We start from the raw sequence: 22,053 nt of genomic DNA, 5'->3' as shown, positions 1-22,053 counted from the left end.
CAATTATTTTAAAAATCGCTCAACCTATTCGAACCAGATGACTTTGAAAAAGCAGTCAAAAATTTTAACTTTCAATTCTTTTAGATATTTTAGATTTGGATAAACCTGAAGTTAAAATTATTAATAAAGCCAAATTAATCCAAAAAATATAATCTCTAAATGAATCAACTTTTAACCAATTAAGTCCTGTGCCTACTAAGCTTGTAAGAATAATTAAATAAATCAAATGATTTTTGTTTTTTTGATAGATTGCAATTAAACACATTGTGATACTTAAGACTAGAATAGTTAAAAAGATGATTAAACCAATGAAACCAGTTTCTGCAAGAAGCCTTATATATAAATTATATCCAGGTACAAAACTAGGATGATTATCATTCAAGTATTTTAACCTAAACTCCCAATTACCTTTTAGAGACCATCTAGGATAATATTTTTTAGCTTCAAAAGACTGTTGACCAAACCCAACACCAAAAAAAGGATTATTTTTGAAAACTTCATAATTTGCATATTGAATTCCAAATCTAGATTTGTTTGAAATTGAATGTTCATCTCCATCAATATTAAAAGATGTTGCCTGTTCAGTTATATAATTAGTAATTATCCGACCTTTAAAAGCAAAAATGAGTAGGGTTACGATACCTCCAAAAAACAATAATTTGATGAGATATGTTTGATATTTTTTAAAATTTATGAAACATAAAAAAAAGACAATAAACTGAATTGTAATAATAAAAATTCCAGCCCTAGACCCTGAAAGAAATGCAAAGGTTAAAACTAAGAGACATGGAATATATTTTAAAATAATCTTATGAGTTATTATATAGCTAAGCATCCAAGGTGTGACAGTGATCAAATACGTTGCAAAAGAAGGAGGTTCGAAAGTAGGACCAGAAATTCTGTTTAATCCTAAGTCCAACTTCACATCTGTGAAAGGAAAATAATCGAATAAATATAATAGATCTTGTAAAAAGCTAAATTTTAATTTGACTATTAATGTTTCAAGTAAAACATATAGGGATACAAAGGCAAAGCCAAGTAAAAATGCTTTTCTAATTAATCTTAATAATGTCCAAATGGATTCTGATCTAAAAGCATTGTAATAAAAAATGAAAAAAGAGATACTTATAATTAAGGATGTTATTTGACTAAAAAACCTTACTAATCCAGAGGTGTTTTTCAATTCATAACCTTGAATATCATTAAAGTTCACGAAAAAACTAACGATTATCCATATTATGAATAAAAATATAAGGTGAATTAAAAAATGACTTTTAGGGAAATATATATTTTTTTTAAATAAAATTTCAAATAAAGTAACTAATCCTGAAGCTAAAAAAAATAGAACACAAGACTCTCTTGAGAATTCTCCAAAAAAAGGGATGTTTATTCCAGAGTTAAAGGGAATAAAAAAGAATCCTGCTAAAATTAAAAAAAGGCTTAAACTTATTTTATGTTTTTTAAATACTAATTTCAATTATATATTTTTATTGATTGTTTTTTAAATTTTTTATTCCAGTTAGAAATATCAACGTTATAAACTTGATTTAATTTAAGAACATCCTCTCTCAACCTTTCCACAAGATAATTTTCCGCTTCTTCGCTTATTGCTGGTGCTTTAGTTTTGTATTTAGCTATCATTTTTTCTTTATACTCCTTCATTTTGGGGGTTATAGGAATTAATTTCTTCAATGTTGACCTGAATACTGATTGCTTAAGTAGCAAATTAGTTATAAAATTATCTTTATAAATTCCACCAGCATTATAACGCTGACTAGCATTTTCCGGAGTTATTTCACTAACATCTAAAAAAGAGTACACTTTTTTAACGGTTTTAATTGTATTATTATTGAGTTCTTCTTGAGTAATTATTAGAACTTCGTCGAAGGATTTTTTAAACTTATCCACTTTTTCGAAATAAGTAGAGTTGTATTTATAATACCAAAAATCAGAATATTTCTTTTTAGCACGATTGTCCTCTTCTTCTAAAGCTTCTAAAAATGGCAAATGTTCTCGTTTTTCTCTCAATAAGTGTAAGTAGTTTGAATAAGCTCTTTTTATAGGGTCACGAAGTAAAATAATTATCTTAGTATCTTTTAGCGTTTCTTTAATAAAAGGAATTTTATCAGGATGATTTATATAGGATGGAGACGCGTCACCAACAGCCTTTTCATCTCTAACATTTTTATATGCTTTTTGGTATTCAATTAATGATGTAAGCATGAACTTCTTTACCTCTTTATCACCAGGACCTTTATTAAGCTTAAGTAATTTATCTGAAGTAAAATAATGCAACTCTTTTTGCAAAGGCATGTATATTTCTGGGTGGCTTTCCAAATAATAATGTAGTGCCGTAGAACCACATTTGGGAAAACCAACAACTATAAAATTGGGGAGATTATTTTTACTCATAATTTTTTTCTATAAAGTCTTTCTTTTTACAATTCTAGCCGGATTACCAATCACTGTAGAATTTGAAGGTATATCATTCAAAACAATAGCTCCAGCTCCAATTATTACATTATCACCAATACTAATATCTCCAATTATGATACTATTAGGGTAAATTAGTACATTATCACCTATTATGGGATAAGGTGCATTTTTAAAGTTTTTAGTATCCTTAGTACCTATAGTAACATTATGATATATTTTACACCCCTTTCCTAGGATAACCTTGTAACCTATAACGATACCTACTGGATGAGGTAAAGTTGTTTTTTGTTTATAAAGCTTCCATATGCCAATATTTAAATGGTTGCTTAAATATACCCTTATTGACCTATAGCAATAAATACTTAATATTATTCCAGTAAAAAATTCATATAAAGCTCTTCCTATGCTCAATCTTTTCATCTTTATAATATTTTATAAAATCTACATTTTATATATCTGTATCCTGTATCGAATGCGAATGAAAATACAAAAACTGCCCCTAACAATTCTAGAGATAAATTATCCAAAAACAAATATAAAACTAATACGGTGATTACATAAATAAAGCTAGATAATGCCATACTATAAAGCACCTCTTTATTATAGCCATTTACAATTAAGCTATTTCTACCCAACAGACCTCCAAGTATTTGAAACGGAACAAACAAAACAATTACTCTTAGTAGAGGCACTGAATCTAACATTTCATCTCCTCCAATTAGAGATATAATTAAAGGAGCACTTACTTCAACAAATAAAACATAAAGAACAGAAAGTGTTAAGCTTAAATAAATAATCTTTCTTAAGAAAAAGATGTTTTTTTCTCTGCTCATCTTAGGAAATACAGAGACACTAATCAACTCGAGAAATGAAGTGCCTACCCTAGATACTTTTAATGCTAAATCAAAATACGCAACTTCCTTATATGAAAACAAAGCTTTAACTAAAACAATATTCAAATTAGATTTTAAGGCATTAGAAGAATACGCTAGTGCCATAACATAGGATTTAATAAAATAAAATTTCAATACATATAGAGGTTGCCAAAAGTATTTTATTCCTTTTTTAGCAATTATAATTTGAGAAATAATGCCTGCTATTATTGCACCTGTACCGTTAATAATTGGGACTAATAAATAATCGCTTTTATCCTCAATTAATAAAAAAATAAGGCAAAGAAAAATTAATCTACTTATTAATGTAATAATTGTAATGTATTTCATCTCTTCTATTCCTTGGAAATAGTAAATAGGAAATATGAATTCATATAAGCACATCCAAACAGTTAGATAAAATAACGTTTTTTCTTCCCAAAGACTAGGTATCAAAAAGACTAATAGTGTGATTATCGTAAAGGATATAAGGAGTAAAATGCCTTTAATTATCATGACACTACTGATAATTTTACTAAGTTTTTTTTTGTTTTTTTTATGAATACTAACCTCTTTGGTTGCAGTAATATTAAAGCCAAAATTTATCAGGATGACAAAATAGCCTATTACTGCTTGAGCATAAATAATTAAGCCATATTTTTCTCCACCTAAAACCCTAATTAAATAAGGAAAAACAATTAGAGGTATTAACAGATTGAGTAATTGAAAAATAGATAGATAAGAGAAATTTTCTATTATTTTTCTATGTTTTTTTAATTGCTCAGAATATTTTACCACTATTTTATTTTTAGAGATGAAGAACTATAATTTATAGTATTCCTTATACCATTTCACAAATTTGTCTACTCCTTTTTCTATTGGTGTTGAACTTTTATAGCCCATCCCTTTTAAGTCGCTAATATCCGCCCATGTTTTAGGAACATCACCAGGCTGGATAGGCAGCATTTTTTTATGAGCCTTTTTATCTAAGCTTTTTTCGATACATGAAATAAAATCTTCCAATGTTTCTGGAGAACCTTTACCAATATTAAAAATCCTGTATGGGACTTGTTGTTTATCTTTAGAGGGGGGTAGGCTAAGCGAAATTTCAATACCTGAAATTATATCATCGATATAAGTGAAATCACGGCTCATCTTTCCTTTATTAAAGACGTTTATACTAGAACCTTCTATGATAGCTTTAGTGAACAGAAACAAAGCCATATCTGGCCTTCCCCAAGGCCCATAAACAGTGAAAAATCTCAACCCAGTTGTTGGAATATCATACAAATGACTATATGTGTGAGCCATTAATTCATTACTTTTTTTGGTTGCAGCATACAAGCTTATTGGATGGTCGACATTATCAGGAACAGAAAAAGGGGTTTTTTTATTTTCCCCATAAACACTAGAACTACTAGCGTATAGGAGGTGTTTAACTTTTGTATCCCTACAACCCTCTAGTATATTCAAAAAGCCAACCAAGTTGCTTTGAACATATGCTCTTGGGTTCTGTATGCTATATCTTACTCCAGCTTGAGCAGCTAAATTGACAACTTCATCAAATTTTTCTTTTTCAAATAATTTGGAAATAGCATCAGTATCTTCTAAATTTAAACGAATGAATTTAAAATTATTAAAAGAGTTACTTGAAGTTTCTTTATTAAATATCGCTGCTTTTTCTCTTTCAACCCCTAATTCTTTTAGTCGGTCAAACTTTAAGTTAACATCGTAATAATCATTAATATTATCTAGGCCAATTATTAAGTAGTTTTCTTTGATTAAAGTTTTACATAAGTGGAACCCAATAAAACCGGCGGCTCCAGTTACCAATATTTTTTTCATGAAAATTAATTATTAAAAAATTATGTCAGTAACGAGCTTTTAATTTTTTCTATCATATGTTAAGATTAACCTTCCTAATATTTATATCTTTCTATATAAGTCAAGAAATCAGTGGTTTTGAAACTTGAAACATTATATCAACCATCTTATTTTTTACTCTACGTTTTTTAAAAGCTTGAATTCTGTGAGCTTTAAGTATGAAAAAGCAGGATCTTTATTGATTTTGATTTATTATGCTTGAACCTGTAAAACTTCAAGCTATTTAAATATTTCAGATTTATTGTTAGAGCTGTTCAACATTTATAATATACTTACTAAAATATTTAATCTTTCCCCACAAAACTTAAAATTCTTCTACTTAAATATCTGAAAAAGAATAAGAGAAAATATATTCCTAAGATTATGGAAGGTATAATAAAATAAGATTGGTTGCGCTCTTCACTAAAAACTCCAAATGAAGAATCAATAATTTTTAAAACTTCATCATTAGAAGACAATCGATTTCTGATTGATAACTCGTTGGTTAACAGCGCTTGCTTTCTACTTAATAACTCATTCAAATCTTGACTACCCGAAAAATTAATTGCATTATTATCTAACTTAGGGAGTGTATTTCCTTTTTGATCTTTAAGAATACTGTCAATTTGAGTTCTAATAGTTTTACTTTGTTCGAGCTGCTCTTTATAACTTTCTAAAGCTGCAGTCTTAAGTTCATTATAATACAAATTACTTGCTAAATGGTCATATAGTCGATTAGAAATCTTCTCATTATAAGCCTGTCCCTCGATGTATATTTTAATTTTATGAGTTGTGTATTCATTGATATTGATCTCATCGCTTAAGAAAGAAATATCACCGAATTCATCTAACAAGAGTTCAAAGGTTTCTTTATTTTGCTCAGATTTATTTACAAGTCCATACACATCGATCACAGGAACTACTTCAATTTCTTTAACTTTATTATAATGTTCTCCGAAGATATCTTTTATGTATAAACTATCGTCAGCTTCAAGCTTCAAGTTAATAGAATTCACCTTACTGTAGACATATTCAGTACTGCCATAGTTCGTTCTCACAAAAAATTGATTCAAATAAGTAGATTCTGATGTCGATTTCAAATATAACTGTATGCCAACACCTATAACTAAGAGTCCGACAAGCACAAACTTATGCTTCCAGAAGAACTGAAAGATTTGGATAATTCCTATTAAAATAGACTTAAAAAAAGACTTTATCTTTTCAAAAACAACACCTAAGTCAATTTCGTCTGAGGCATTTTGTGAAGTTTGTTCTGTCATTTAAATATGGATGAAATTAGTTGTATAAATTTATTAAATCTTTCACAATATGAAGATGCACTACCTTACGAAAAGGTTGCGTGTATAACGGTACTATTTTAGTAAGCTCTATCTTTTTTCCCTTCATAAAAATTCATAAACGCTTTGTTCACTACCTTATTGCCTCCTTTTGTAGGATAATCTCCAGTGAAATACCAATCGCCTAAGTTTTTGGGACAAGCTTCATGGAGTTTTTCTACGGTTTGGTAGATTACTTTAACTTCTGAGGTGATGCTCTCATGACTTAAAAGTTGGGCGATTCTTTCTGAAACTTCCTCGTAAGTGAAAGGATTGTAAACTGCTTTAACGTAATTTTTATCGGTCTTGGTGGCCTGTTCTATCTGCTGCTTGCATTTCTGATATACAGCATCCATAGTGTCATGATATATACCATGCTCCTTGAGCAAAGACACTGCTGCTTGAAAAGCAATAAAATCTTCCAGATTAGCCATGTCAATACCATAACAGTCTGGGTATCTAATCTGTGGTGCCGAGGACACAATAATGATTTTCTTTGGTGACAAACGATCTAGCATCTTCAAGATACTCTTCTTTAAGGTGGTTCCTCTAACTATACTATCATCTATCACCACCAAATTGTCTGTAGGTTTTACTACTCCGTAAGTTACATCGTAGACGTGAGCTACCAAATCATCTCGACTGCTGTCCTGTGTAATAAAAGTACGGAGCTTGACATCCTTAACGGCTATCTTTTCAGTTCGTAACCGTAAACTAAGTATATCTGAAAGCCGTTCATCCGTCAGATTTTCTTTTTCTTTTAAAATCGCTTCATTTTTTTGACGATTCAATTCGTCTTGGGCCGCTTCAACCATCCCATAGAATGAAGTCTCTGCTGTATTGGGAATATAAGAAAATACAGAGTTCATCGTATCATAATCGATAGCACTAAGAACTTCCGGCATTAATAAGCGACCTAGTTTTTTTCGTTCTTTATAAATTTCAGCATCACTCCCTCTGGAGAAATAAATCCTCTCGAAAGAACAGGCCTTACGTACTCCTGGCTCCAAAATGGTTTTAAAATGAACTGAACCATCTTTTTTGGTGATAATCGCTTGCCCGGGTTCTAGTTCATGAACATCCTCATAATCGACATTAAAAGCGGTCTGTATCACTGGTCGCTCTGAAGCCACCACCACCACTTCATCATCTTTATAGTAATACGCCGGACGAATACCGTTGGGATCTCTCAAGACAAAAGAATCTCCATGTCCAAGCATACCTGCAATCACATAGCCACCATCCCAATCTTTGGAGGACTTTTTGAGAATTTTGTGTATTTTCAATTGTTCCACAATATGAGGAGATGCCTCTTTCTTATTATAGCCTTTTTCTTTTAACTTTTTGTATAACTTTCCTACCTCAGAGTCGAGGAAATGACCAATTTTTTCCATCACCGTGACTGTGTCGGCTTTTTCCTTGGGATGCTGCCCAAGCTCGACTAAGTTTTGAAATAACTCGTTGACATTAGTCATATTGAAGTTACCAGCAACAATTAGGTTACGGTGCATCCAGTTGTTTTGTCTTAAAAAGGGATGAACACTCTCTATACCATTTTTACCGAAAGTACCGTAGCGAACGTGTCCTAAGTATACCTCCCCTAAATAAGGAAGATTTTTCTTTTGTGAATCGATATCCTCAAGAATCTCAGGATGTAACTCTACTTCCGCATTGATTCTTTCGTTAATCTTTGCAAAAATATCTTGGATAGGTTGTGCTTCATTAGAACGCACTCTGCTAATATAACGATTACCAGGCTCCATATCTAGCTTAACACTCGCAAAACCTGCACCATCTTGACCCCTATTGTGCTGCTTTTCCAACATCAAATACATTTTGTTGATGCCATAAAAAGCGCTGCCATATTTCTTTTGGTAAAAAGAAAGCGGCTTTAATAATCTTAATGTGGCTATACCACATTCGTGTTTAATAAGTTCACTCATGATGTTGTTTCCAATAAAAAAGCCCTGAATACTCAGGGCAAGGTGTTATGCTAAATTAATTTCGAATTGAGTGAGGGCTTGAAAACTCTCTAAACGTTTATCAACCTCCTCTTTATTGAGTTCCAGCATTCTTTCAGTTCCAAATTTCTCCACACAAAAAGAAGCTAAATTGGAGCCATAAATGACTGCATTTTTCATATTTTCAAAGGAGATATCTTTAGAATTGGATAAGTAACCTACAAAACCTCCCGCAAAGGTGTCTCCAGCTCCAGTTGGGTCAAAGACCTCTTCCAGAGGTAAAGCTGGTGCAAAAAACATTTCTTCTTTGTGAAATAACAAAGCGCCGTGTTCACCTTTCTTGATGACCACATAATCTGGACCCATATCTCTTATTTTTCTAGCAGCTTTTACCAGTGAATATTCTCCAGACAATTGCCTGGCTTCTTCATCATTAATAGTGATGACGTCTACTTTTGAAATCACCTCTTCAAGAAGACTAAGCTCTGAGTCCATCCAGAAATTCATCGTATCCAGAACAATTAATTTTGTTGACTCCACTTGTTCAATGACACTCATCTGTACTGCAGGATGTAGATTACCTAGCATGACAATATCCGCATCTTTAAAATGGTCTGGAACAACTGGGCTAAAATCTGCCAAGACATTCAGTTGAGTATCCAACGTGTCCCTAGTGTTCATATCATTATGGTAACGGCCGCTCCAGAAGAAGGTTTTACCGCCTTTTACGATTTTTAAGCCATCGATATTGACGTTTCGATCTGTGAGTAAATCAAGGTAATCTTGCGGAAAGTCATCTCCAACCACGGATACCACACCGCATTCTACATCAAATTGCGAAGCACTAAGGGCTATGTAGGTCCCAGCACCACCTAGTATTTTATCGGTTTTTCCAAACGGAGTCTCTATCGCATCAAAAGCTACAGTTCCCACTATCAATAATTTACTCATCCTGATTTTATTTTTTTTGCAAATATAGGTTTTCTTATAGAATCCTCTCATGATTTTAAGGGAATGGATTTGAGTTATCAATATCTCATTAGACCCTTACTTTCTCCCAAAATCAGCAGGTATTTCACCCCAAGATTTAGTTTCCCATTTTAAAACAGGTCGATTGATCGAGTTTTTGGTTAACCACACTTCCGCCCGTTTTACCAATTCAAACAACTCTGCATTCTTAGAATTAGGCTTAAGTTTAGTCTTGCACTTTTTTTGCCGAATCCAAGACATTGCAATTTTGGAATCTGTGTAGATAGGTAGATCGCTTTTTTTTGATTTTAAAAATGCCAAACCATGAACCAAGGCTAAAAACTCACCTATATTATTGGTCCCATTTGGAAAAGGACCCATGTTAAAAAGCACCTGTTTGGTTTTGGTCACCACGCCGCGGTATTCCATTTTACCGGGATTACCGCTCGAAGCTGCATCTACTGCTATAGAATTCCATTCAATACCTTCAGTACTTAGTAACTTCGGTGCTTGTTTTTGTTGCTTCTTGTAGTTGAAAAAACCCGTAGTATAGGCGTCTTTAGCCTCAGGCAATGAAGCAAAGGACTTATACTTTGCGTTTGGATAGTTTTGGATTTTTAGTTTGCAATCCTGCCAAGACGTATAAATTCCTGGCTCATAACCTTCCCAAACGACATAAAACTTAGACGATTTGCCCATAGCTATTTAAGTAAATCTTCTATAACTTTAGGATAGTGAATATACTCAAGTTCATGAATTTTTTCTTCCAAGCTATTTACATCCTCATTATTCTCAAGTGCTGTTTTAAACTGTGCAATGATTTCCCCCTCATCATAGTTTGCATTTACATAATGAATAGTAACGCCACTTTCTACTTCTTTGTTTTTGAGTATTTTTTTAAAAACTCGACTCCCATACATACCTTCTCCTCCGTATTTTGGCAATAAAGAAGGGTGGATGTTAATAATCTTATCTGGAAAATGAAACAAGAATGGAGAGGGTATTTTCAATAAAAAGCCCGCGAGTACGATTAAACTAGGTTGTATATCTTTGACCACGTCCAGTAAACTTTCAGAGTCGTATAGATCTTCCTTTTCAAAATGTATACATTTTATTCCCAGATCGTGAGCTCTTCTCAAAACTTTGGATTTCTTATTATTGGATAAGATATGGGACACCTCTACATTGGGATTTTCCCTAAAATGATGATATATATTTATGGCATTAGTTCCATTTCCAGAGGCAAATACTATGATCTTTTTGACAGGTATTGATTTTGAATTTTCCATTTTTAAACGATTGAATTTGAAAACTTAAACATTTCAAATCTATATTATAAAATATTATTACGTAAATTTAAACACATTTTCATCTTTAAAACTTGTTTTAAACTAAAGTTTTTTATTTTTGCCAACTGAAATTAAATATAAAAAATAGAATCATGTCAGACATTGCATCAAGAGTAAAAGCCATTATCGTTGATAAATTAGGCGTTGACGAAAACGAAGTGGTTACAGAAGCTAGCTTCACAAACGATTTAGGAGCAGATTCTTTGGATACTGTAGAGCTCATTATGGAGTTTGAAAAAGAATTTGACATCCAGATACCTGATGATCAAGCTGAAAATATTTCAACAGTTGGTCAAGCGACTTCATATATTGAAGAAGCTAAAAAATAAAAAATAGTCTTATTTCATGGAATTAAAGCGAGTTGTAGTTACTGGTTTAGGCGCTCTAACGCCTATTGGAAATAATATATCAGAGTATTGGGAAGGATTAAAGCACGGCAAGAGCGGTGCTGCGCCTATAACTTACTTTGACACTAGCCTTTTCAAAACAAAATTCGCTTGTGAAATAAAAAATTTTGATGCCAAAGATTATTTCGATAGAAAAGAAGTAAGACGATTGGATAGATTTGCTCAGTATGCCTTAGTCGCTTCAGATGAAGCTATTTTAGACTCAGGAGTAGATCTTAATGTCGTAGATAAATATCGAATTGGTGTCATCTGGGGTGCTGGAATTGGCGGACTGGAAACTTTTCAAAATGAAGTTATCAATTTTGCAAATGGCGATGGTACTCCGCGTTTTAACCCCTTCTTCATACCAAAAATGATCGCGGACATCGCTCCGGGAAATATTTCTATTAAGCATGGATTTATGGGTCCTAATTACGCGACAGTTTCAGCTTGTGCATCGTCGGCTAATGCTATGATAGATGCTTTAAATTATATCCGTTTAGGATACAGCGATATTATGGTTACTGGAGGTAGTGAAGCAGCAGTTACTCAAGCTGGTATGGGTGGATTTAATTCTATGCATGCCCTTTCTACTAGAAATGATGATCCTCAAAAAGCTTCACGTCCTTTTGATGCCAACAGAGATGGGTTTGTTCTTGGCGAAGGTGGTGGTGCTCTTATTCTTGAAGAGTATGAACACGCTAAAGCTAGAGGAGCAAAGATTTATGCTGAAGTTGTTGGAGGAGGAATGTCCTCTGATGCTTACCACATGACGGCCCCTCATCCGGAAGGAATTGGTGTTATTGCCGTGATGAAGAATTGCTTAGAGAATTCTGGCCTCAAGCCAGAAGATGTAGATACCATAAATACTCATGGTACCTCTACACCTTTAGGTGATGTTGCAGAACTAAAAGCTATCAAGCATGTTTTTGGAGATCATGCCAAAAATATCAACATTAACTCTACAAAATCCATGACTGGTCATTTACTTGGAGCAGCTGGAGCTGTTGAAGCGATTGCTTCTATTTTAGCAATGCAGAACAGCCTTGTTCCACCAACGATAAATCATGAAACGCCAGATGAAAATATCGACTCTGAATTGAACTTGACGTTGAATAAACCTCAAGAACGAAAAATCAAAGTCGCTATGAGCAATACGTTTGGGTTTGGAGGGCATAATGCTTGTGTCGCTTTTAAAAGTATGGATGATTAAGTTATTCGTTTTGAATGAGATTTTTTAAACAAATATTAAGCGAATCCCGTTCACATAGAAACGGGATTTTTTTTAAAAAGATACAACGCATTATAAAGGTTAAACACAAAAGTTTATCCATTTATAAGCAAGCCTTTACTCACTCTTCTCTTAAGCTCAAAGACGATGAAGGAAAATTTATAAGCTATGAGCGTTTAGAGTTTTTAGGAGACTCTATTCTCGGCGCTGTCATATCTACCTATCTCTTTGAAAATGCTCCACATGGGGATGAGGGGTACCTCACCAAGATGCGATCTAAAATCGTGAGCCGGAAAAACCTTAATTTACTAGGGGAAAGCTTCGACCTTGCAGACCTTACTTTATCCGAAATTCCTGTTGAAAAAATGGGTAAAAACATCAATGGAAACTTATTTGAAGCTCTAATTGGAGCTATTTATGTAGACAAGGGTTTCAAAGACTGCGAAGCTTTTATTTATAAAAAAGTGATTCGAGAAGATGTGGATTTAGCAAAACTTGAAAAACGAGTGATGAGCTATAAAAGCCTAATGATCGAATGGTGTCAAAAAAACAAATTCCCCTTTGAATTTGTAATTGAAGATGACTTTGGTAAAGATGAAGAAAAACATTTTGCCGTTAAACTGATTATCAATAACGAAATCTCTGGAAAAGCTAGGGAAACTTCTAAGAAAAGGGCCGAAGAAAAGGCTTCACAGCGGGCTTACTTTTCTTTCCAAAACGAAATTAGATCTTAAAAATCTTTCCACGAAAACGTTTTCTTTAGTGCACATTTTGGAATAAATCCGAATAGGAATGATGCATCTTGTTTTGTTTCATATATTTACAAGTAGTCTAATCCTGAAATGAGCTTGATCGAATTTATTTAAAGTCATGAAAAAGAAAAAGATCTGTTTATCTGACTTTGATATTTACGATTACAAATTGATTGGTATTCACTCGCAGTTGGAACCACATAGGATAGCATACCTTATTAATTCTAAACTTGATATTAGTTTTAATAGAATGGAAAAGGACTTGGATTTGAAGTTAACTTCCAAAATAGTTAGCTTCCCAATATTTGAATATTTTAATCAAGAATGGGATACAAAGTCCTTTTTGATATGTAATAAAGTAAACGACCACTATATAGATGTTCCATCGAGCAACTTGTTTACTGAAGAAGATTTAGTCCAAGTAGAGTATTTATTGAAGGACCATAAGCAAGTTGATTACTTAATGAAGATTAATGATGAACTCAATATTTTTAATCCTCAAATTATCATCGATAAACTGTCAAGCATAAAACAAATTTCAATGGCTTATGCTATTGAATCTAAGAAAATAAAATACCCAGAACACTTAATTTTAGAGTAATGAAAACATCAAAGAAAACAAAGATAGTATCAACACTAGGGCCAGCCACTAGCAAAAAAGAAGTTCTTAAGGACATGCTAGATGCTGGTGTCAATATTTTTAGAATCAATTTTTCACATGCAGATCACGATGATGTAAGGGAGCGTGTAAAAATGATTAGAGACCTCAACGACGAGTACGGTTATAATGCTGGAATTCTTGGTGATTTACAAGGTCCTAAACTTCGTGTTGGGATTATGAAAGATGAAGTGGTTGTTGAGACTGGTGATGAAATCATATTTGCGACTGGCAAAGAGTTTGAAGGTACTAAAAGTCGGGTATTCATGAATTATGATACCTTCCCTCAAGATGTTAATCCAGGTGAACAAATTCTATTGGATGACGGGAAGTTGATCTTTGAAGTGCTAACCACCGATAGAAAAAGTGAAGTCAAAACCAAAGTAATCCAAGGAGGCTCTCTTCGTTCTCGCAAAGGTGTGAACCTTCCAAATACGAATATTTCACTGCCTGCACTTACCGAAAAAGATGTTAAAGATGCCATTTTCGCCTGTGAGCTTCAAGTAGACTGGATGGCTTTATCTTTTGTAAGGTTTGCAAGTGATCTAAAACAACTTCAGAAGTTGATTAAAAAACACAGTAAGCACAAAATTCCTATTATTTCTAAAATAGAAAAACCTGAAGGGGTAAAGAATATAGATAAAATTATTGCCTACTGCGATGGATTGATGGTCGCTCGTGGTGATCTTGGAGTAGAAGTTCCTGCTCACGAAGTGCCGCTTATCCAAAAACAACTCGTTCTTAAAGCCAAGCAAGCCAGAATCCCGGTTATTATTGCCACTCAAATGATGGAGACAATGATTGATAGCCTTACTCCAACACGAGCTGAAGTAAATGATGTAGCTAACTCTGTGATGGATGGTGCTGATGCAGTGATGTTGTCTGGAGAAACTTCGGTAGGAAAGTATCCTGTACAAGTTATACAGAAAATGTCTCAAATCTTAAAAAGCGTAGAAAATTCGCCACTGATTAATGTTCCGCAAGAAGCCCCACAAATCAAAACGAAAAGATATATGACAAAATCTATCTGTTATCACGCTGCTTTGATGGCTAACGAAATTGATGCAAGTGCCATTTGCACCTTGACCAATTCTGGTTATACAGCTTTCCAAATCTCGGCTTGGAGACCCGCTTCTCATGTTTTGGCCTTTACTTCCAACAAGCGTATTCTAACACAACTTAGTCTGTTATGGGGAGTGAAAGCTTTTTTCTATGATAAGTTTGATAGTACCGATGTGACCATAGACGATATTAATAATATAGCCAAACAGAAAGGCTATTTGGAAAAAGGAGACTTTACCATCAATCTTGCAGCTATGCCGATTGAAGCTAAGGGTATGGTAAATACGTTGAGAATTTCAGAAATTAGCTAAAGCTTAAAATTTTATTATTTTAAAGGTTCTTTTTGGTGACTCTATGTCATTCTGAAAGAGCCTTTTTTTTTTGGCGACTGAAGAATCTAATCATGTCCAAAACAAAAAAATTCCTCGTTTAAGTGAAAAACTTTTCCGTCGAAATGACAAATAGATAACTTCTATCATTGGAATGATAATTCGACTTTCTGTCATTCTGAAAGAGCCATTTGGCGACTGAAGAATCTCTCCCAGTTAAAAAGGGATTCCTAGTCCAAGCAAAAGAACTTCTCTGTCGGAATGACAAATAGATAACTTCTATCATTGGAATGATAATTCGACTTTCTGTCATTCTGAGAAGCTATTTGGCGACTGAAGAATCTATCCCAGTTAAAAAAAGATTCCTCGTCGAAGTAAAAAAACTTCTCTGTCGGAATCACAATTCAACCCCTGTCATTCTGAAGGAGCCGTTTGGCAACTGAAGAATCTCTCCCAGTTAAAAAGGGATTCCTAGTCCAAGCAAAAGAACTTCTCTGTCGGAATGACAAGTCGAACCTGTCATTCTGAAAGAGCTATTTGGCGACTGAAGAATCTATCCCAGTTAAAAAAAGATTCCTCGTCAAAGTAAAAAACTTCTCTGTCGGAATGACAACGAGATTCCTTCTATAGTTGGAATGACAATTCGACCCCTGTCATTCTGAAGGAGCCGTTTGGCGACTGAAGAATCTCTCCATGTCCAAAACAAAAAGACACCTCGTCGAAGAAAAAGGCTTCTCTGTCGGAATGACAATGAGATTACTTCTATCATTGGAATGACAAGTCGACTTTCTGTCATTCTGAAGGAGCTATTTGGCGACTGAAGAATCTCTCCATGTCCAAAACAATGAGATTCCTCGTCGAAGCAAGAAAACTTCTCTGTCGGAATGACAATCCAATCCATGTCATTCTGAAGGAGCTATTTGGCGACTGAAGAATCTATCCCAGTTAAAAAAAGATTCCTCGTCGAAGTAAAAAAACTTCTCTGTCGGAATGACAATCCAATCCATGTCATTCTGAAAGAGCCGTTTGGCGAATGAAGAATCTATCCATGTCGGAAATAACGAGATTCCTCGTCGAAGAAAAAAGCTTCTCTGTCGGAATGACAATTCAACCCCTGTCATTCTGAACGAGCCATTTGGCGAATGAAGAATCTATCCCAGTTGAAAAAGATTCCTCGTCGAAGCAAAAGAACTTCTCTGTCGGAATGACAAATAGATAACTTCTATCATTGGAATGACAATTCGACTTTCTGTCATTCTGAACGAGCTATTTGGCGACTGAAGAATCTATCCCGTTAAAAAGAGATTCCTCGTCGAAGCAAAAGGCTTCATTAACTTTATGACAAAGAGATTCCTCCTATCGTCGGAATGACAAGTCGACCCTGTCATTCTGAAAGAGCCGTTTGGCGAATGAAGAATCTATCCATGTCGGAAATAACGAGATTCCTCGTCGAAGTAAAAAAACTTCTCTGTCGGAATGACAATGAGACTCCTTCTATCATTGGAATGACAATTCGACCCCTGTCATTCTGAAAGAGCTATTTGGCGACTGAAGAATCTAATCATGTCGAAAACAAAGAGATTCCTCGTCGAAACAAAAGAGTTTCTCTGTCGGAATGACAACGAGATTCCTTCTATCATTGGAATGATAATTCGACTTTCTGTCATTCTGAAAGAGCCGTTTGGCGACTGAAGAATCTATCCATGTCGGAAATAACGAGATTCCTCGTCGAAGTAAAAAAACTTCTCTGTCGGAATGACAATGAGATTTCTGTCATTCTGAAAGAGCCGTTTGGCGAATGAAGAATCTATCCATGTCGGAAATAGCAAGATTCCTCGTCAAAGCAAAAGAGCTTCTCTGTCGGAATGACAATGAGATTCCTTCTATCATTGGAATGATAATTCGACTTTCTGTCATTCTGAGAAGCTATTTGGCGACTGAAGAATCTATCCCCGTTGAAAAAGATTCCTCGTCGAAGTAAAAGAACTTCTCTGTCGGAATGACAATGAGATTCCTCGTCGAAGCAAAAAAGCTTCTCTGTCGGAATGACAACGAGATTACTTCTATCATTGGAATGACAATTCGACCCCTGTCATTCTGAAAGAGCCGTTTGGCGAATGAAGAATCTCTCCCAGTTAAAAAAAGATTCCTCGTCGAAGCAAGAAAACTTCTCTGTCGGAATGACAAAGAGATTCCTCGTCGAAACAAAAGAGTTTCTCTGTCGGAATGACAAGGAGATTCCTCGTCGAAACAAAAGAGTTTCTCTGTCGGAATGACAATTCGACTTTTTTACACTTTAACTCCTGAACCTGCTAAGACAATCACGAATTCTCCTTTTGGTTTTTTTATATCAAAATGGGCGATCATTTCATCTAAAGTACCGTGTAAGGTCTCTTCATATATTTTGGAAATCTCTCTTGAAATAGACACTTCACGATCCGATCCAAAATGCTCGGTAAATTGCTGGAGGGTTTTCAAGATCTTATAAGGTGATTCGTAGAAAATCATCGTTCTATCTTCACTTGATAAGGCTTTCAAACGCTTTTGCCTTCCTTTTTTAGCGGGTAAAAAGCCCTCAAAAACAAATTTATCGTTGGGCAATCCGCTGTTAACAAGGGCCGGGACAAAAGCAGTTGCTCCAGGTAGGCATTGGATTTCAACCCCTTCTGCAGCACAAGCTCGAGACAGTAAAAATCCAGGATCTGAAATTCCAGGGGTACCTGCATCGGTGATAATAGCCGTTTCTCTTCCTCTTTTAATCTGTTTCACCACAGACTCCGTCATACTATGTTCATTGTGTTGGTGGTAACTTTGCATCGGAGTGTCTATCTCATAATGCTTAAGCAGAATTCCGCTAACTCGGGTATCTTCTGCAAGAATAACATTCACCGACTTCAGCACTTCTACAGCTCTAAAAGTCATATCTCCAAGGTTTCCGATGGGTGTAGGGACTAAGTATAATTTGGCCATTCTTATTCGAATTTTCGTTCTACAATTTCCATAAACCTCGCTTCAAAAACATCCTTCCCTTCCCAGTAATTGTAATCTGGTTTGATATGCTGTTGAATGAAGTTTCTCACCTCCTCATAAGACTGCATGGTATTCAATTGAGAAAGAACTCGGTTATAATCATCGGTAATTCCTCCAAAAAGATGTTTGGTAAAAGCTATCTTATCGTTAAGACCTATTTTAATCCCTTTTTTCAACTTGTCGTTTAAAGAGCGTTTGTCTTTATGACTAAAGTTCAAATTGGATTGAACTCCCTCTGGCGGAGCAGACTCTGTTTTTGGTGCTGGCTCCCGAGGAGTGGTTAGAGAGGTGTCCTTAAACTCTTTGTGTTCTTGAACTGATGATGTTGGCTCTTCTGGATCATTTGTCTTAGGCTCAAAATCTGGTAGATCGTCAAAGTGAACTCCAAAACTTTTAAAATCATCTTCAGTTGGGTTATTTTCTTTGGGTTTTCCAAAATCTTTAGTTGAAGTTTCTTGTTCCGTGGGTTTATCTTTTTCTTCTGAAGATGCTTTCGTTTTGGATTGGTGCTGATTTCTTAATTTTTCTAATTCAGCTAATAGTAAATCTACTTGTTCAGACTCGGGGGGCATTTGTGAAACGATATCTTTAATTTTCTCAGTATTAGGTTCAGAAATGGGATCTGGATTATAATCCATTCCATCAGGCGTTTTGTAATGCCCGCTGTCTTCATCAATATCACTAAATTGCTGGGAGAAAACTTCCTTAAATTCTGTTTTAGAGATATCAGATTTAAGACCTCCAAAATGTAATTCAGCAAATGCTAAAATACTGAGTTTCTCATATAGAACAGCAGTTTCCCTCTTCAGCTGATGAATGTCTGCTCGGTTTTTAAGCTTCAATATCCGTTCCGCCAAACTTATCAATTCGTCTTCCAAGACTCTCTTCATAATATTTTTGATTTTCTTTTTTAAAGGCCCTATAATTTTTGCTAATTTTAGCCTTGATATTCTAAAGCTAGAATATAATTATTAACGCTCTAAATTACAAAATGTTTCTCGAAAATACCGTTAATCACAAAGAGCAATTTGGATGGATCGAGGTGATCTGTGGAAGTATGTTTTCTGGTAAAACGGAAGAATTAATAAGGCGTCTTAAACGTGCTAAATTTGCTAAGCAAAAGGTAGAAATCTTTAAACCTCAAATAGATAGACGATATGATGATACTGATGTGGTTTCCCATGATGAAAATTCTATTCGCTCTACTCCCGTTCCTGCTGCAGCAAATATTCGATTGCTTGCAGACGGTTGTGAGGTGGTAGGTATCGACGAAGCTCAATTTTTTGACGACGAGATCATTTCGGTGTGCAACGATTTAGCCAACAGAGGCGTTCGCGTTATTGTCGCTGGATTAGATATGGATTTTAAAGGAAACCCCTTTGGGCCTATGCCTAATCTGATGGCTACAGCAGAATATGTAACCAAAGTCCATGCAGTCTGCACAAGAACTGGAAATTTAGCCCAGTATAGCTTTAGGAAGTCGTCCAAAGAAGACCTAGTTCTTTTAGGAGAGACCGATGAATATGAACCACTGAGCAGGGCCGCCTATTTTAAAGCGATGCTCAAAGAAAAAGTAAAGCGCATCGAAGTCAAAGATTCTGAAGAACTGTCTTCAAAAAAACCTGAATAATGTCCAAAGTATTAGAAACCCGACTTGAGATTGATCTCCAAGCTTTGGAATACAACTATAAACTCCTTAAAAGTTACTTGAGCACAAAAACCAAAATTATGGGAGTGGTCAAGGCTTTTGCTTATGGAACAGATTCCATTATTATCGGTAAGCACCTGGTTAAGATTGGGGTTCAACATCTTGCTGTGGCCTATATCGAAGAAGGTGTTCGATTAAGAAAAGCTGGGGTTGAAGCTCCTATTCTTGTGTTTTATCCACAATTGGAAGAAATTCAAAAACTAATTGACTTCCAACTTACCCCGAGTGTTTATAACCATCGTTTTTTAGAAGGACTTTGTGAAGAGCTAGCTTTGCACGAGATAGATTCTTTTGGCATTCACCTTAAAATCAATACGGGACTTAACCGACTTGGTTTTGAAATTGATGACTTAAATACAATACTTCAGCACCTTAAAGCCGAAAGAAAAATTAAAATGGTAGGTTTATTTACTCACTTAGCAGCCTCAGGAAATAAGGATGAAGTTGAATTTACCAAAGGACAAATTTCAAAATTTGAACAGGCCAGACAATTTTTTGAAAACCACTTACCCTACATTTTCGAAAGTCATATTTGCAATTCTAGTGGCATTTTAAATTACCCTGATGCAGAATACGACATGGTAAGAGCTGGCATTGCTCTTTATGGCTATGGCAACAATCCCAAAGAGCATAAGATGCTAAAAGCAGTCGCCAGTCTCAAAACTGTAATTGCTCAATTAAGAATGATCCAAAAAGGGGATAGCGTGGGTTATGAACGTAAGTTTAAAGCGGAGCGCGAGACTAAAATCGCAACACTACCTCTAGGCTATGCCGATGGTATTTCCAGAAGTTTTGGAAATGGAAAAGCACAGGTATTAATAAATCACCAGAAAGCACCTATCATTGGTAACGTTTGTATGGACACTTTAATGCTAGATGTCACAGGGATAGACTGTGAAGAAGGTGATGAAGTGGAAATCTTCGGTAAAAATCACACGGTTCTAGACTTCGATATAGAACAACAAACGATTCCTTACGAAGTTATCACCAGAATCTCTCAAAGAGTGACTAGAGTTCTGGTATAAGATTTCAGAATCAATAGTTCAAATCTATCATTTCAGATTTTAACATTTTTACAACCTAATTTTCACGAGCATAGTGACTCTGGTTCTACAAATCATTTGACTATATTATTAAAGTGCTGCTTATCTAATTACAAATAATCGTATTGGAATAATAGCCAGCTTCGTTTTCAAAGAAATTATCGTAATAACAATCTCTATTTAAATTTTCTAACAAATACAAAGGCCTGAGAACTAATCCTTGCAAATCATAATATAAGTGATTGGATACTCTATCAAAAGTATTAGAATTCACTTTTAAGTTTTGAAGTGGTCTATTCAAGTAGGTATTAAATACATTAAAATCATAATACTGGTAAATATGTATAAACTCATGAGATAGTAAAGCATGATTATCCATTTCTGTTTTATCGAGAACAACCACATTTGCTATAGCAGTTCCACTAGCATTATAATCTTTAATGGTATTACCAGAAAAGACAAGTTCACCTGTTTGTAAGGTTCGTTCAAATTCAAAATCATGATTAACCAAAGAGTACGTTGTAGCAATAAATGACAGTGGCATAAGCTTATACTTCAATTTTAGCTGGTCTCGAGTATCTAGCTCCAAGCGATTAAAGCCAATATTGAAGTGCCATAAATCATAAAAATTAAGGTTGGAAGCGGCATTTTCAACAATAGAAGTCCCCGCTGAATTAACAAACTTTGCGTACCAGCTGTATTCCCAGGCACGCTTAGATTCAATTTTTCCTATAAGTCGTTTGCTTTCAAAAATTAAATAACCACCAGCCGCTCCTTGAGCGATACCTTTTAATAACACCTTATGCCACTTTTCGTCTGGCTTCTTATTGATAAGTGCTCCTACCCCACTAAAGACAGATGCAAAACCAACGTTATATAGAGCCATTTCCCTATCGTTGGATTGACCATAGTGAGTCACACTACAAAAGAATAAGGCCACTACTAAAATTAACCTATAATTTAAACAACTGAATTTCATTTTTTTACTTGGGTAATATATAAATTATCTAGTGTGATATTAAACCTATAATGTCGCAATAAATCATTTCTTTTTCGCCTGTTTTTTA

21 protein-coding genes are annotated in these 22,053 nt (G+C 34.6%); 8 read left to right on the top strand and 13 right to left on the bottom strand.

Annotated elements, in window-relative coordinates; all coding sequences use genetic code 11:
- Positions 1-64 precede the first annotated feature (64 nt).
- The 10 genes from P700755_RS09540 to purN form a co-directional block, all read right to left on the bottom strand.
- Complete coding sequence (locus P700755_RS09540; protein WP_015024460.1) at positions 65-1,477, bottom strand: O-antigen ligase family protein; 1,413 nt, start codon at positions 1,475-1,477, stop codon at positions 65-67.
- On the bottom strand, positions 1,474-2,412 hold the full coding sequence (locus P700755_RS09535; RefSeq protein ID WP_015024459.1) for a sulfotransferase family protein: 939 nt from the start codon (positions 2,410-2,412) through the stop codon (positions 1,474-1,476). The genes P700755_RS09540 and P700755_RS09535 overlap by 4 nt, the downstream gene beginning before the upstream one ends.
- 9 nt (positions 2,413-2,421) lie before the next feature.
- A complete protein-coding gene (locus P700755_RS09530; RefSeq protein ID WP_015024458.1) occupies positions 2,422-2,856 on the bottom strand; it encodes a serine O-acetyltransferase in 435 nt (144 codons plus the stop codon).
- Positions 2,857-2,858: 2 nt separating this feature from the next.
- Complete coding sequence (locus P700755_RS09525) at positions 2,859-4,106, bottom strand: oligosaccharide flippase family protein (RefSeq protein ID WP_015024457.1); 1,248 nt, start codon at positions 4,104-4,106, stop codon at positions 2,859-2,861.
- Between the two features lie 24 nt (positions 4,107-4,130).
- A complete protein-coding gene (locus tag P700755_RS09520) occupies positions 4,131-5,153 on the bottom strand; it encodes an NAD-dependent epimerase (RefSeq protein ID WP_015024456.1) in 1,023 nt (340 codons plus the stop codon).
- A gap of 323 nt (positions 5,154-5,476) precedes the next feature.
- Positions 5,477-6,451: a hypothetical protein gene (locus P700755_RS09515; RefSeq protein WP_015024455.1), complete on the bottom strand. Its 975-nt coding sequence runs from the start codon at positions 6,449-6,451 to the stop codon at positions 5,477-5,479.
- 98 nt (positions 6,452-6,549) lie between these two features.
- Entirely contained in the window at positions 6,550-8,451 is a 1,902-nt protein-coding gene (locus tag P700755_RS09510) for an amidophosphoribosyltransferase (RefSeq protein ID WP_015024454.1), read from the bottom strand.
- A 45-nt stretch (positions 8,452-8,496) separates the two neighbouring features.
- The gene (locus P700755_RS09505; RefSeq protein WP_015024453.1) at positions 8,497-9,420 is read right to left on the bottom strand and encodes a PfkB family carbohydrate kinase; all 924 of its coding nucleotides are present in this window, start codon (positions 9,418-9,420) and stop codon (positions 8,497-8,499) included.
- A 96-nt stretch (positions 9,421-9,516) separates the two neighbouring features.
- A complete protein-coding gene (locus P700755_RS09500; protein WP_015024452.1) occupies positions 9,517-10,137 on the bottom strand; it encodes a ribonuclease H1 domain-containing protein in 621 nt (206 codons plus the stop codon).
- Positions 10,138-10,139: 2 nt separating this feature from the next.
- The gene (purN, locus tag P700755_RS09495; protein WP_015024451.1) at positions 10,140-10,727 is read right to left on the bottom strand and encodes a phosphoribosylglycinamide formyltransferase; all 588 of its coding nucleotides are present in this window, start codon (positions 10,725-10,727) and stop codon (positions 10,140-10,142) included.
- Between the two features lie 152 nt (positions 10,728-10,879).
- Between purN and P700755_RS09490 the strand changes: the two genes are divergently transcribed.
- The 6 genes from P700755_RS09490 (at position 10,880) to P700755_RS19965 (ending at position 17,186) form a co-directional block, all read left to right on the top strand.
- Positions 10,880-11,116 carry an acyl carrier protein gene (locus tag P700755_RS09490; RefSeq protein ID WP_003443663.1) on the top strand — a complete coding sequence of 79 codons (237 nt, stop codon included), beginning with the start codon at positions 10,880-10,882 and terminating at the stop codon, positions 11,114-11,116.
- 16 nt (positions 11,117-11,132) lie between these two features.
- Complete coding sequence (fabF, locus tag P700755_RS09485) at positions 11,133-12,386, top strand: beta-ketoacyl-ACP synthase II (protein ID WP_015024450.1); 1,254 nt, start codon at positions 11,133-11,135, stop codon at positions 12,384-12,386.
- A gap of 14 nt (positions 12,387-12,400) precedes the next feature.
- Positions 12,401-13,138, top strand: coding sequence for a ribonuclease III (rnc, locus tag P700755_RS09480; protein ID WP_015024449.1), 738 nt, complete (start codon positions 12,401-12,403; stop codon positions 13,136-13,138).
- A 136-nt stretch (positions 13,139-13,274) separates the two neighbouring features.
- Positions 13,275-13,757: an IPExxxVDY family protein gene (locus P700755_RS09475; RefSeq protein ID WP_015024448.1), complete on the top strand. Its 483-nt coding sequence runs from the start codon at positions 13,275-13,277 to the stop codon at positions 13,755-13,757.
- Entirely contained in the window at positions 13,757-15,187 is a 1,431-nt protein-coding gene (gene pyk / locus P700755_RS09470) for a pyruvate kinase (RefSeq protein ID WP_015024447.1), read from the top strand. Before P700755_RS09475 ends, pyk begins: the two co-directional genes overlap by 1 nt.
- Before the next feature lie 1,816 nt (positions 15,188-17,003).
- Entirely contained in the window at positions 17,004-17,186 is a 183-nt protein-coding gene (locus P700755_RS19965; RefSeq protein ID WP_157609274.1) for a hypothetical protein, read from the top strand.
- A 308-nt stretch (positions 17,187-17,494) separates the two neighbouring features.
- Here the strand turns inward: P700755_RS19965 and rsmI are convergent, their stop codons facing one another.
- Together rsmI and P700755_RS09460 are read right to left on the bottom strand one after the other, a co-directional pair.
- Complete coding sequence (gene rsmI / locus P700755_RS09465; protein ID WP_015024446.1) at positions 17,495-18,175, bottom strand: 16S rRNA (cytidine(1402)-2'-O)-methyltransferase; 681 nt, start codon at positions 18,173-18,175, stop codon at positions 17,495-17,497.
- A gap of 2 nt (positions 18,176-18,177) precedes the next feature.
- Positions 18,178-19,125 (bottom strand): hypothetical protein, encoded by a 948-nt coding sequence (locus P700755_RS09460; protein ID WP_015024445.1) that lies wholly within the window; start codon positions 19,123-19,125, stop codon positions 18,178-18,180.
- 101 nt (positions 19,126-19,226) lie between these two features.
- On the opposite strand from P700755_RS09460, the gene P700755_RS09455 reads away from it, so the two are divergent.
- Together P700755_RS09455 and alr are read left to right on the top strand one after the other, a co-directional pair.
- Positions 19,227-19,865 carry a thymidine kinase gene (locus P700755_RS09455; RefSeq protein WP_015024444.1) on the top strand — a complete coding sequence of 213 codons (639 nt, stop codon included), beginning with the start codon at positions 19,227-19,229 and terminating at the stop codon, positions 19,863-19,865.
- On the top strand, positions 19,865-20,968 hold the full coding sequence (alr, locus tag P700755_RS09450) for an alanine racemase (RefSeq protein WP_015024443.1): 1,104 nt from the start codon (positions 19,865-19,867) through the stop codon (positions 20,966-20,968). Before P700755_RS09455 ends, alr begins: the two co-directional genes overlap by 1 nt.
- A gap of 124 nt (positions 20,969-21,092) precedes the next feature.
- On the opposite strand, the gene P700755_RS09445 is transcribed toward alr, so the two are convergent.
- Positions 21,093-21,965 carry a hypothetical protein gene (locus tag P700755_RS09445; protein ID WP_015024442.1) on the bottom strand — a complete coding sequence of 291 codons (873 nt, stop codon included), beginning with the start codon at positions 21,963-21,965 and terminating at the stop codon, positions 21,093-21,095.
- Positions 21,966-22,053: the final 88 nt, after the last annotated feature.

The sequence above is a fragment of the Psychroflexus torquis ATCC 700755 genome (assembly GCF_000153485.2).
Taxonomy (GTDB): Bacteria; Bacteroidota; Bacteroidia; order Flavobacteriales; family Flavobacteriaceae; genus Psychroflexus; species Psychroflexus torquis.
The sequence above is the reverse complement of the archived record's forward strand: the minus strand, read 5'-3'. Positions and strand labels throughout refer to the sequence as shown.